Origin of the sequence: Phreatobacter sp. (assembly GCF_022843985.1) — a bacterium.
GTDB lineage: Bacteria > Pseudomonadota > Alphaproteobacteria > Rhizobiales > Phreatobacteraceae > Phreatobacter.
Genome location: NZ_JALHMP010000039.1, coordinates 21,256 through 32,003, shown reverse-complemented (window position 1 = coordinate 32,003; position 10,748 = coordinate 21,256). Strand labels below are relative to the sequence as shown.

The 10,748-nt window shown below is 67.8% G+C and carries 13 protein-coding genes; 7 read left to right on the top strand and 6 right to left on the bottom strand.

Annotated elements, in window-relative coordinates; all coding sequences use genetic code 11:
• Positions 1–120: 120 nt before the first annotated feature.
• The 3 genes from Q0C57_RS19615 to Q0C57_RS19605 all read right to left on the bottom strand — a co-directional run bounded on the left by Q0C57_RS19615 (position 121) and on the right by Q0C57_RS19605 (position 2,364).
• Positions 121–267 (bottom strand): hypothetical protein, encoded by a 147-nt coding sequence (locus Q0C57_RS19615; protein WP_296579174.1) that lies wholly within the window; start codon positions 265–267, stop codon positions 121–123.
• An 85-nt stretch (positions 268–352) separates the two neighbouring features.
• On the bottom strand, positions 353–1,690 hold the full coding sequence (locus Q0C57_RS19610; protein ID WP_296579171.1) for a HAMP domain-containing sensor histidine kinase: 1,338 nt from the start codon (positions 1,688–1,690) through the stop codon (positions 353–355).
• The gene (locus Q0C57_RS19605; RefSeq protein WP_296579168.1) at positions 1,687–2,364 is read right to left on the bottom strand and encodes a response regulator transcription factor; all 678 of its coding nucleotides are present in this window, start codon (positions 2,362–2,364) and stop codon (positions 1,687–1,689) included. The genes Q0C57_RS19610 and Q0C57_RS19605 overlap by 4 nt, the downstream gene beginning before the upstream one ends.
• 391 nt (positions 2,365–2,755) lie before the next feature.
• On the opposite strand from Q0C57_RS19605, the gene Q0C57_RS19600 reads away from it, so the two are divergent.
• Complete coding sequence (locus Q0C57_RS19600) at positions 2,756–2,956, top strand: hypothetical protein (RefSeq protein WP_296579167.1); 201 nt, start codon at positions 2,756–2,758, stop codon at positions 2,954–2,956.
• Between the two features lie 92 nt (positions 2,957–3,048).
• Here Q0C57_RS19600 and Q0C57_RS19595 read toward each other — a convergent pair whose 3' ends face one another.
• Positions 3,049–3,297: a hypothetical protein gene (locus Q0C57_RS19595; protein WP_296579165.1), complete on the bottom strand. Its 249-nt coding sequence runs from the start codon at positions 3,295–3,297 to the stop codon at positions 3,049–3,051.
• A 633-nt stretch (positions 3,298–3,930) separates the two neighbouring features.
• Between Q0C57_RS19595 and Q0C57_RS19590 the strand changes: the two genes are divergently transcribed.
• From Q0C57_RS19590 to Q0C57_RS19580, 3 genes are all read left to right on the top strand, one after another.
• Positions 3,931–4,989, top strand: coding sequence for a hypothetical protein (locus tag Q0C57_RS19590; protein ID WP_296579162.1), 1,059 nt, complete (start codon positions 3,931–3,933; stop codon positions 4,987–4,989).
• The gene (locus Q0C57_RS19585) at positions 4,986–5,582 is read left to right on the top strand and encodes a protein-S-isoprenylcysteine O-methyltransferase (protein ID WP_296579159.1); all 597 of its coding nucleotides are present in this window, start codon (positions 4,986–4,988) and stop codon (positions 5,580–5,582) included. Before Q0C57_RS19590 ends, Q0C57_RS19585 begins: the two co-directional genes overlap by 4 nt.
• Before the next feature lie 210 nt (positions 5,583–5,792).
• Positions 5,793–6,509, top strand: coding sequence for a hypothetical protein (locus Q0C57_RS19580; protein ID WP_296579156.1), 717 nt, complete (start codon positions 5,793–5,795; stop codon positions 6,507–6,509).
• On the opposite strand, the gene Q0C57_RS19575 is transcribed toward Q0C57_RS19580, so the two are convergent.
• Positions 6,491–8,089 carry a peptide chain release factor 3 gene (locus tag Q0C57_RS19575; RefSeq protein WP_296579154.1) on the bottom strand — a complete coding sequence of 533 codons (1,599 nt, stop codon included), beginning with the start codon at positions 8,087–8,089 and terminating at the stop codon, positions 6,491–6,493. The two genes, Q0C57_RS19580 and Q0C57_RS19575, sit on opposite strands and share 19 nt — an antisense overlap.
• A 128-nt stretch (positions 8,090–8,217) precedes the next feature.
• On the opposite strand from Q0C57_RS19575, the gene Q0C57_RS19570 reads away from it, so the two are divergent.
• Both Q0C57_RS19570 and Q0C57_RS19565 read left to right on the top strand, forming a co-directional pair.
• Positions 8,218–9,306 carry a TRAP transporter substrate-binding protein gene (locus tag Q0C57_RS19570; RefSeq protein WP_296579152.1) on the top strand — a complete coding sequence of 363 codons (1,089 nt, stop codon included), beginning with the start codon at positions 8,218–8,220 and terminating at the stop codon, positions 9,304–9,306.
• A gap of 4 nt (positions 9,307–9,310) precedes the next feature.
• Positions 9,311–9,883: a HutD family protein gene (locus Q0C57_RS19565; RefSeq protein ID WP_296579149.1), complete on the top strand. Its 573-nt coding sequence runs from the start codon at positions 9,311–9,313 to the stop codon at positions 9,881–9,883.
• Positions 9,884–9,890: 7 nt separating this feature from the next.
• Here the strand turns inward: Q0C57_RS19565 and greA are convergent, their stop codons facing one another.
• Positions 9,891–10,367 carry a transcription elongation factor GreA gene (greA, locus tag Q0C57_RS19560; protein WP_296579146.1) on the bottom strand — a complete coding sequence of 159 codons (477 nt, stop codon included), beginning with the start codon at positions 10,365–10,367 and terminating at the stop codon, positions 9,891–9,893.
• A 216-nt stretch (positions 10,368–10,583) separates the two neighbouring features.
• Between greA and ykgO the strand changes: the two genes are divergently transcribed.
• The gene (gene ykgO, locus Q0C57_RS19555; RefSeq protein WP_106749089.1) at positions 10,584–10,709 is read left to right on the top strand and encodes a type B 50S ribosomal protein L36; all 126 of its coding nucleotides are present in this window, start codon (positions 10,584–10,586) and stop codon (positions 10,707–10,709) included.
• Positions 10,710–10,748 lie beyond the last annotated feature (39 nt).

The following is a 10,748-nucleotide window of genomic DNA, read 5'->3' as shown; positions in this document are numbered from 1 at the left end:
AACCGCGGTCGCCCCGACTGCGCAATCCCGACCAGCTGCGTCGGGGCGTCCGCTGCCGGACTGCAAGGGGGTCAACTTTGGACGCCGAAAAGGGGTCAACTTTGGACGCCGATTGACAGGTCAGTCGATGGCCAGAATCAACAGCACGGCGATCACAGCCGCACCGATCGCCAGCCACGCCTTCGGCAGCCGGATTTCGACCTCGCCCGACAGCCACTCGCGGATGTTGTGAAGGTCCATTTTCTTGACGTCTTTGGCGCCGTTCATGGGTTTTGCTCCTGTCTGTCCGGATCGTCCGTGGATCCGATGAGAGCGTTATGGGCGACGAGGCTGACCGCTCTCTGACGATCCGTCAGGTTTTCGTGGGTGCGAAAGACAAGATGACCTCGCACCCTCCATCCTCCGGTGTCTTCGCCGTAACGGTGCCGCCTTGGGCGTGCTGCAAGCGGTCGACGATGGCAAGGCCAAGCCCGGTGCCTCCGGCCACGGCACCTGGGGCGCGCCAGAATGGCTGGAAGACGCGGGTATTCGCTCCTGGTGGCAGACCCGGCCCGTGATCGCGCACAGAGAGGCTCCGGTCAGGTCCGACCGTAATCTCGACCTCGCCAGGCCCGCCATGCAGCACCGCGTTCTCGATGAGGTTCGACAGTGCCAGTTCCACCGCTTCGCGATTGGCCCGCACGGTCACGGGCTCATCGGGAATCGACAGGGCTAGTTCGATCCCCTTGCTATAGGCGATGCCAGCAAGGGCAGCCGTCACCGTCTTGGCTGGGTCGCGCAGGTCGAGCGCCGCATCGGCTGGGGCCGTCAGCACGTCCGCCCGCGACGCCGCGAGCACCTGTTGCACAGTGCGCGACAGAGCGGCCAGATCAGCCCGAAGCTTTTCGGTCGTCTCGCCGGGCGGCAGCGCGTCAAGCCGGGCCGTCAGCACCGCGACAGGCGTGCGCAGCGCATGTGCGGCCTCGGCGGCGCGGCGGGTCTCGGCCGCTAAGGCCAAGGCCAGCTGGTCGAGCGCACGTTGTGTGCCGTCAATCAGGTCCGCTACCTCAGAAGGCACCGGACCAGCGGGGGGCGGCGTCAGGGAATCGGGGCGCAAGGAGCGAGCCCACGCAGCGGCGCGGGCTACTGGGGCGAGTTCGCGCCTGATCAATATCGCGCTGGCGGCAATGAGCAAGATAGCCATAGGCAGGATCGGTCCCCAGACATGCTGGCGCAATTCGCTCAGTAAGGCGCGGCGCACCAGGTTTTCCGGGTCTGCGGCCATGACAAACACCACCCGCAACCCATCCGTCCGATTGCGAAATTCATGGCCCGCATAAACCAATCGCCCTGTGGGCAGATCGACCGCCGTGACCCAGTCATCGGCGAAGATGTCGATGGCAGAGGGTGGGATCAGATGACGGTTCATCGCATCAACCACCACCCCGGTGCGGTCCACCAGCGCAAAGGCATAGGCTGTCGGATGATCCGCAAAGATTGCGCGCGCCGAAGCAGCAGCGGGCAGGGTGTTGCCCTCCAGCGCCGCGCTCAGCCGTTCGGTGACAGCCGCGACGACCTCGGCCTCCAGTGCGGGACGGTCGGACCCGTAGTAGAGGCTGACCACAACCAAGTTCAACGCAACTATCACGGCAGCGATCAGGGTCAGGCGCCGGATCAGGACCTGAGCCAGCGGACGGTGCGGACGGATCATTGCCCGCTCTCGCGCGGGAGCATCCAGCCCACACCGCGTATATTGACGATCGGCACAGTGCAGTCCGCTGCCTGGAGTGCACGGCGCAGGCGCGACACCGCGGCCTCGAGAGCATTGGGCGTGACCTCGTCGTCGAGCGTGTAAATCGCCTCCTCCAGGACCTGCCGCGACGCGACGCGGCCCGCACTCCGCATCAGTTGTTCCAGCACGCTCAGTTCGCGGCGCCCCAAAACGACCGCCCTGTCATTCACACTGACGCTGCGTGCAGCGGTGTCGAGCGCAAGCGTGCCAAGTCGCAGGATTGTATCCGCGCGCTCACCTGGTCGGCGCAGCACAGCACGGACGCGGGCCACGAGTTCGGGCATCTCGACTGGCTTGACGACGTAATCATCCGCGCCGCCATCGAGCCCGCCCAGCCGGTTTACCAACTGGTCGCGTGCGCTTAGTACAATCACCGGAACCCGCCCGTTCTGCCGCAGGATCGGCAGCAAGCGGAGCCCGTCGCCATCAGGTAGGCCCAAATCCAACAGGATCAGGGCATAATCCGATTGTCCTGAGAGTTCGCACGCATCGGCGGCCGTGGCGACGTGGTCCACGTTAAAGCCCGCCCGTCGCAGCGCATCGCAAACGGCCTCGGCCAAGGGTGGGTGGTCTTCGACGAGCAGGACGCGCATTTGGCGGCAGCTTTCTGTGTGGCGGCAGGCTTGGTCATGGCGGCTACTGAAAGTAGAGCAGGTCCAATGGAGTGACAGCAAACGTCCGATGGTCCGGTTACGCGGCGTGGCTGACGTCAGTCTGACGGTGGTGAAACCCGCGCGGTTCAACGATCCCAACGTCAGTCCGCCAGCCGTGGCCGTCTGACCGGCCCGGCCAAGCCGGCATGTTAGTGGCTCCGCGAAGCGACACCATTCCACGGTGACGTCCGTCGGATTCGCGCCCAAGCTCTTACAAATCCATGGCTTTCCTCTCCGGCAGTCCGCAGCAGCGCCACCCTGGTGGTGCGCTGAATGGGGTTTGCCTTTTGCTGAAAATGGAACATAATAAGAACAAGCAGGGAGGTGCGAGATGACCGCAGCAGGCAGCATGTCCGGTTTCGACAGGCTCGATGGCGGCGACGAGGAGGTCGAGGCGGTGCTGGCCGAATTCGACGGCGATGTCAGGCGGGCGATCCGAGCGCTCCTCGACGACGTTGCGGCGCTCGCCGAGGACAGGGCCGGCGGCCGCAACTTTCTCAAGGCCTATGGCCATCTCGAGGTGGTGAAGTGATCGTGGATCGGCCCGTCCACTTTCGCGCTGGTGCACGATCACGGGACGCGGGGCGTGTGAAAGGCCCGTGGGGCACGAGGGTAGAAGAAGGTCTAGCGGTGGCCGTTGCCTGGGATTACGGGCTGTGAGCAGTTGCGGTGGCCGGCCTCGATACAGGCGAGAATGCGGGAGCTCGACTGCAGTTCGACCATCACGTTATAGGTCGCCAGGCCCAGGAGCAGCACGACGGCGGCAGCGGCGACGTTTTGGCGCGTGCGGATACGGTCGTCCCAGGCATTGAAGCCGGGCTTTTCCGGCTCCTGCCGCTGGTGCTCGAGGCTCCAGGTCGGCGGTCGCCGCAACCGTGCCGGTCGCCGCAACCGTGCCGGTCGCGTGTCGGGTCCCCTGTGATCACTATCCATCGGCATTCGCCCTCGCCGCGCAGGGCCAGGCGGGAGACCGCTGAGGGTCCCGCATGCCACAGGTCCGCAGGCTAGCCTCTTTCGATTTCGGCGTCGAACGCCTTCGGTGTCGGACCGAATCCTGCGTCCAGCGCCCCTGGCGGCAAAAGGCCATCCACCAGGGTAAAGCGTGGTGTCGAACCGCCAGGGAGCCACCGTTGGCGCGGATGGCCTCAGCTTCGCCACCCATGACCGGGCGCCAAGGGGGCGTGGCGGGTCGTGATCGATGGCGCGCGGGGTGGGCGTGCGGGCAAGGCGACCGGGAGGGGCCCTGTCCCCTTCTGGGGATTGCCGTGTCGGTGGCGATCCCGCGATCTGGCGAAGGATGTGCTGGCATGGCATTGATCGCCTGCCAATGTCCCGGAGGCCGACATTCGTTCCGTTCGCAAGCGACGCACCTATCTCCTGACCGGCTATGAGCCCCTGCCGGCGAGCGCCCACCATCATCGCTTTGCGCGCGAGATCGGCCGTTTCGAGAAGACCTGGTCGCTCGCCGCCCGGGTCGGCCAGCCCGTTGACCTGCCGGATGCGCCGGTGACGGCCTGGCCGGTCGTCCTGTCCGGTCCGGATTTCACCGTCGAGACCGATATCCGCCTGCTGCGCTGGGACGACATCCTGGCTGAAGACATGGACCTGCCGGTTTGGAAGCGGTTGCCGCGCTATCTCGTCGCGGCCGGCGATATCCTGCTGTCGGGAACTTTCTACCGCTATGCCCTCGCCTATTGGCGCTATGCGCTCTTTGCCGCCTATCCGATGGTGCTGCTGGCCGTCTTCGCCGCCCTTGCCTGGAGCGTTCCTGCGCTCCCCGGCCTGTTCGGCCTGCCGCTGCCCGGGGGCCTGAGCCTGGTGGCCGGGCTGGCGCTCTTCGCCGCACTGGTGGCGGTCGCGGGATCGCGCCTGCACCTGACCTATATGCTGAGCGACTGGATCTTCGCGCGCGACATGATCCGGCGCCGACGGCCGGCGATCGAGCAGCGCGCCGAGGCCTTCGCCCGCGAGATCGCCGCGGGTCTGGCGGCGGACGATGTCGACGAGGTGGTCATCGTCGCCCATAGCCTCGGGGCGGTGTGGATGCTCGACGCCGTGGCGCGCGTCGAGGCTGCCGGTTCGCCGGGAACACCGCCGCTCGGGCTCGCCGGGGTCGGCTCCTCCACGCTGAAGATCGCTCTCCACCCCGCGGCAGGCTGGCTGCACGACCGGATCCAGCGGATCGCCGATCGTCCCGCCATCATCTGGGCGGAATATGACAGCCATGTCGACTTCATCTGCTTCTATAAGAACAACACGGTCGAGGCGCTCGGCCTGAAGGCGGCGAGCCGCCCGGTCCGCCAGTCGATCCGCCTGTCGCGCATGCTGTCGCCCCACACCTGGAAGCGCTTCCGCGGCAATCTGCTGCGCATCCACCGCCAATATGTGATGGGCAACGAGCAGCGCTACGCCTATGATTTCCACATGATCGCCTGCGGGCCGTTCCGCTTCGCCGACATTGTCGACCATGGCGCGAAACTGCCCGGTGCGCTCGGCCCCGACGGCGCGCTGTCCGGGGCGACCACACCCTTCCCCGAGCCTGCCGAGGACATGCCGCACCGATGACCCGTCTCATGGCCGAGATCATCTTCCTGATCGGCGTCTTCGGCTGGGGTGCCATCCGCATCCCTCACGAGGTGAAGAACAAGCGCAAGAACCGCATCCAGGTCAGTGCCGTCGACCGGCAGGAACGGGTGCTCCTGCTGATCTCGCTGACCGGCCTCGGCATTGTGCCGATCGCCTATTGCCTGCTGGCGCGGTTCGGCATGCTGCGCTTTGCCGATTACGGCTTCTCGGCCGTGCAGGCCTGGGCCGGCGCTGCGATTTTCGCCGCGGCCCTCGGCCTGTTCCTGGCCACCCACCGCCAGCTTGGCCGCAACTGGTCGCAGACGCTTGAGCTGCGCGAGGGGCATACGCTGGTGACCCACGGCGTCTATCGGCTGATGCGTCATCCCATGTACACGGCTTTCTTCCTTTGGGCCCTGGCGCAGCTGCTGCTCCTGCAGAACTGGGTCGTCGGCCCCGCCGGCTTCCTCGGCTTCGGTCTGCTCTATGCCTTCCGCGTCGGGCGCGAGGAGACCATGATGCAGGAGGCCTTCGGTGCCGAATATGCGGCGTACGCGGCGCGAACCAAGCGGATCGTTCCCTATCTCTACTGACACGAAACAGGGTTGGCGGCTGCGCGCCCATCGGCGACCATAGGCCGATGTCGGACTGTCCCCGCGCGGGTCGTCGCGTTCTGATCCTGACCGGCGCCGTGTTCAGCGGCAGTTAACCATGGTCGGGCAGGGTAGCGTCTCGTTCTGTCGGAACCGGGACAGGGTCCTGGAGGTTGAAGGGCGGTCTTCGGGCTGAGGTTGGCAATGGTGATGTCGAAGCGTGCCGCGATTGCGACGCTCGCTCTGTCGGGCGTCCTCCTGGCGGGCTGCCAGACCAGGGCGCAGACGGACGGCGAGGGTGGCCAGACGCTGCAGATGGCGCGCGACGCCATGGTGCGCGGCGATCTACTGTCGACGGCCACAACGGGCCGGCGTGTGCAGCAGATCGCACCGCGGATCTATCTCCTGCGCGGCCTCGCCAATGTCTTCTCGCTGGGCATGGACGACCTCGCCGACAAGCTGCGCGCCCGCGGCTACAACGCCACGGTGCATGAATATGGCGCCTGGCCGAGCATCGCGGCGGAAATCCTCGCCAACCAGCGCGCCTCCGGCGGTCGCCACCAGGCGGTGGTCATCGGCCATTCGCTCGGGGCCAATGCCGTGACCGACCTCGCCAATGCGGTCGGCCAGGGCGGCGGCAGCCTGGCGCTTGCCGTCGCCTTCGATCCCACGGTCCGCCAGCAGCTGGCCGGCGGCACGCGCCGCTACATCAACCTCTACCAGTCGAACAACGGCTGGGGCACGACGGTGGCGGCGGCGCCCGGCTTTCGCGGCCGGGTCGACAATATCGACCTGCGCGGCCGCGGCAACATCAGCCATTTCAACATCGACAAGGATCCGGGCCTGCATGCCCAGGTGATCAGCTGGATCGGCCAGGCGGTGGGCGGTTCCCGCCGCAGCGGCTCCCGTCAGGATGCGGCGCGCTGATAGTCCTTGATCGCCGAGAAGGTGATGCCGGGCGCCCGTTCCTCTTCATAGCGCAGCGAGAAAGCGCTCGAGGCCATGTAGACCGGTGCGCCGTCGAGATCCCGCGCCATCGATGATCCGTGGCTTTCGACGAAGGCGTTGAGCTTCGCCGGGTCGTCGGCGGTGATCCAGCGGCAGACCGCGAACTGGCAGGGATCGAAGTCCACGGGCAGGGTATACTCCGCAGAGAGCCGGTCCTTGAGCACGTCGAGCTGCAGGGCGCCGACGACGCCGACAATGGCGGGCGATCCGTCATGGGGCACGAAGAGCTGGACGACGCCCTCCTCGCCCATCTGCTGCAGCGCCTCGCGCAGCTTCTTGGCCTTCATCGCATCCTTCAGCTTGACGCGGCGCAACTGCTCCGGCGCGAAGCTCGGTACGCCCTTGAAGACGATATCCTCGCCGTCGGTGAGCGTGTCGCCGATGCGCAGGGTGCCGTGGTTGGGGATGCCGACGATGTCGCCGGCATAGGCCTCCTCCGCCAGCTGGCGGTCCTTGGCGAAGAAGAACTGCGGCGCGTTGAGTGGCATGGGTTTGCCGGTGCGCACGAGCTTGGCCTTCATGCCGCGGGCGAGCTTGCCCGAGCAGACGCGCAGGAAGGCGATGCGGTCGCGATGGTTGGGGTCCATGTTCGCCTGGATCTTGAAGACGAAGCCGCTCATCTTCGGCTCGTCGGCGAGCACGGTGCGGCTCTCGGCGATCTGGGCGCGCGGCGGCGGCGCATAGGCGATCAGCGCGTCGATGAGGTCGCGGACGCCGAAATTGCGCAGTGCCGAGCCGAAATAGACCGGCGTCATGTGGCCCTCGCGGTAGCTGTCGAGGTCGAAGGGCTTGGCGCCATCGCGGGCGAGCATGGCGCTCTCGCGCCATTCGTCGGCGCCATGAGGCAGCAAGTCATCGAAGAGCCCGGCCTCCGGGCCGTTGACCTTGATCGGCTCCTCGTCGTGATCGATGCGGCGGACATGGTTGTGGACGAGGTCGTAGGTGCCGGCGAAGTCGCGCCCTGTCCCGATCGGCCAGGTCATGGGCACCGTGTCGAGGGCCAGCGCCTTTTCCACATCATCCATCAGGTCGAAGGGATCGCGGGTCTCGCGGTCCATCTTGTTGACGAAAGTGATGATGGGGATGTCGCGCAGGCGGCAGACCTCGACGAGCTTGCGTGTGCGGTCCTCGACGCCCTTGGCGCCGTCGATGACCATGATGGCGGAATCGACCGCGGTCAGGGTGCGGTAGGTGTCCTCGGAGAAGTCCTCGTGGCCCGGCGTGTCCAGGAGGTTGAAGACGCAGCCGCCATATTCAAAGGTCATCACCGAGGTGACGACGGAAATGCCGCGCTGGCGCTCGATGGCCATCCAGTCGGAGGAGGTCTGGCGCCGGCCCTGCTTGGCCTTGACCTCGCCGGCGAGCTGGATGGCGCCGCCGAACAGCAGCAGCTTCTCCGTCAGCGTGGTCTTGCCGGCGTCGGGGTGGGAGATGATGGCGAAGGTGCGCCGGCGCGAGGCCGGGCTGCCGGAGCCGTTGGAGCTTGCGGGAGCGGTCATGGCGCGGGTTTAGCCATGCACGCCGGGCCGGGTCAATGCGGCCAGCCCTGCATCGTGCCATCTCGACGCGGCGTCACCGCCGCCTATAGTCGCCCATGGCGGGCATGTCCCCGCATCCGGAGGGCCCCATGGTCTCGTCGTTCCCGTCTCTCGCCATGGCCGTGACGGCCGTCCTTGGCCTCCTCGCCGGCCCCGCCCTGGCGCAGGCGCCCGCCCTGCCGCCGGGCCCGCCGGTGGCCATCCAGATGGTGACGCAGCTCTCGCCCTCGATCCCGCAATATACGCGTGTCGACATCCCCATGCTGCGCGAGGCGCTTCCCGCACGTTCCGGTGGGCGCATCCGCGTGACGCTGGCGAGCTGGCCGGAGCGCGGCCTCACCGGGCCCGACCTCATCCGCGTGCTGCGCTCGGGGCAGATCGACCTCGCCGGCCTCGCCCTGCCGACGGTGGCGGGTGACGTGCCGCTGCTCGACATCATCGACATGTCGGGACAGAACCCCTCGCACGAGCAGGGCCGCCGCATCGCCCATGCCATGTTGCCGACCCTCAACAAGGAGCTGGAGCGCGTCGGCATCAAGATCGTCGCCTTCTATCCCTTCCCGGGTCAGGTGCTGTTCTGCCGCGATCCCGTCACCAGCCTCGCCGACCTGAAGGGCCGGCGGGTGCGCACGCCCGGCGGCTCGCAGAACGACTTCATCCAGTCCATCGGCGGCCAGCCGGTGGCGATCGGCTTCCCCGAGGTCTATGGCGCGCTGGAGCGCGGCGTCGTCGATTGCGCGGTCACCGGTACGGCCACCGGCAACGGCGCCCGCTGGTACGAGGTGACGCGCCATCTCTACACGCTGCCGATCCAGTGGGGCGTCGCCGCCTATGCGGTGAACCTCGCCTGGTGGAACCGGCTCGACCCCGCCGTGCGCGACTTCCTGCAGACCACCATGAACGAGGTGGAGGAGGCCCAGTGGAAGCTCGGCGCCGAGCTGACCGAGGACGGCATCCAGTGCAATGCCGGCAATGCCGCGGGCTGCAAGATCGGCCACGTCGTCACCAACCGGCCCATGACCATCACGCGGGAGACGCCGGCCGATGTGGCGGCGCTGCGCGAGGCGCTGACCAAGGTGGTTCTGCCGGCCTTCGTCAGGCGCTGCGGCGCCCGCTGCGGCGAGATCTACAACCAGATCGTCTCGCCGATCAGCGGCATCACCTATACGGCGCAGTGACCTGATGATCCGCCTCCTCGATCCCCCCGCCTTCCAGGCAGTGCCCTGGAAGAACGGCGGCGGCACCGCCACCGACATCGCCGTCAGCCTCGCCGCGGACGGCGCCGTCGCCTGGCGGGTCGGTACAGCGGCCATCGGCAAGGATGGACCCTTTTCCAACTATGACGGCGTGACGCGCACCTTCACCATCGTGGAGGGGCCGGGTGTCCATCTCGACTTCGCCGGGGCGGGCACCCGGACGCTGCCGCGCGACCAGCCGACGCGCTTCGCCGGTGCGCCGGCCCCCTTCTGCCGGCTGCGCGACGACACCCCCGCCACCGCCTTCAACCTGCTGACGGGGGACGGGCTGGCGCGCGGCGATGTCGTGATCTGCCGTGGCCATAGCGCCGGGGAGCCCGTCGCGGCCGCCGCGGTTCATGTCCTCCTGGCCCTGGAGGGGGCCTGGAGCGTGACCGCCGACGGCGAGGCAGTGGTGGTGCAGCCGGGCGCGGCGGTTCAGGTTGAGGGCGCGCAGGCAGTCACGGTGTCGTCGGCCCCCGGCGGGCGGGCGGCACTGGCATCGATCAACCCGGACTGATCGGCGCTCAGCCGATTGCGACGATCTCCACCTCGCCGCCGCCGACCACTGCCACGTCACCCACCTGCTTGCCCATCAGGGCGCGGGCCACCGGCGACACATAGGAGATCGTCCCCTTGGCCGGCTCGGCCTCGTCCTCGCCGACGATGCGGAAGGTCTGGCGGCGGCCATCGTCGCGGTCGAAGGTGACGCGGCTGCCGAAATGCACGCGCCCGTCGGCGGGCGGCGGCGGAACGATCTCGGCATCGGCCTGTCGGGCGGCGTAATAGCGAAAGTCGCGGGCCGCGCGGGCGAGGGCGAGGCCAGTGCCGTCCTCTCCCGCGGCGCGGGCCTCCTGCACCGCGGCGCGCGCCGCTTCCAGCGCAGCCGCGATCATGGCAAGGCCCTCGGCCGTCACGAGGTTAGGATGGGGCGAGATCGGCCGGTCCTGGAGATTGGCCTCCGTGCCGTCGCGGTCGTTTTCCTTGGTGAAGGCGACGCTCATGGCGGCAAGCCTCTTCTCGCATGCGGGTGGTGGGATGGTCGGCGGGCGCGGACCCCGGCTCCGCCGCGCCGTCCCGGCCAGATGGCGTCTCGACAGCGGCGCTGCAACCTTGACACTCCGGTGCCGGGGCCGTATAGCCCGCGCCTCATCTTCTTCGACGCACCGCCCGTCGGGTCCTCCGATCCCCGGTGCTCGTCCCATCCAAGGATCGCCGCCATGAAGGTCCGCAATTCGCTGAAGTCGCTGCGCGGTCGCCATCGCGACAACCAGATCGTGCGCCGCAAGGGCCGCGTCTACGTCATCAACAAGACCCAGAAGCGCTTCAAGGCGCGTCAGGGCTGATCGGCGGTCCCTGAGGGGATTCCGACGCCGCGGGACGGC

Coding starts and splice junctions, on each gene's coding strand:
- Q0C57_RS19610 (WP_296579171.1), bottom strand. CDS start 1,690: ATGATCCGTCCGCACCGTCCGCTGGCTCAGGTCCTGATCCGGCGCCTG.
- Q0C57_RS19575 (WP_296579154.1), bottom strand. CDS start 8,089: ATGACCGCTCCCGCAAGCTCCAACGGCTCCGGCAGCCCGGCCTCGCGC.
- Q0C57_RS19585 (WP_296579159.1), top strand. CDS start 4,986: ATGACCCGTCTCATGGCCGAGATCATCTTCCTGATCGGCGTCTTCGGC.
- Q0C57_RS19615 (WP_296579174.1), bottom strand. CDS start 267: ATGAACGGCGCCAAAGACGTCAAGAAAATGGACCTTCACAACATCCGC.
- Q0C57_RS19570 (WP_296579152.1), top strand. CDS start 8,218: ATGGTCTCGTCGTTCCCGTCTCTCGCCATGGCCGTGACGGCCGTCCTT.
- Q0C57_RS19565 (WP_296579149.1), top strand. CDS start 9,311: ATGATCCGCCTCCTCGATCCCCCCGCCTTCCAGGCAGTGCCCTGGAAG.
- Q0C57_RS19580 (WP_296579156.1), top strand. CDS start 5,793: ATGTCGAAGCGTGCCGCGATTGCGACGCTCGCTCTGTCGGGCGTCCTC.
- Q0C57_RS19605 (WP_296579168.1), bottom strand. CDS start 2,364: ATGCGCGTCCTGCTCGTCGAAGACCACCCACCCTTGGCCGAGGCCGTT.
- greA (WP_296579146.1), bottom strand. CDS start 10,367: ATGAGCGTCGCCTTCACCAAGGAAAACGACCGCGACGGCACGGAGGCC.
- ykgO (WP_106749089.1), top strand. CDS start 10,584: ATGAAGGTCCGCAATTCGCTGAAGTCGCTGCGCGGTCGCCATCGCGAC.
- Q0C57_RS19600 (WP_296579167.1), top strand. CDS start 2,756: ATGACCGCAGCAGGCAGCATGTCCGGTTTCGACAGGCTCGATGGCGGC.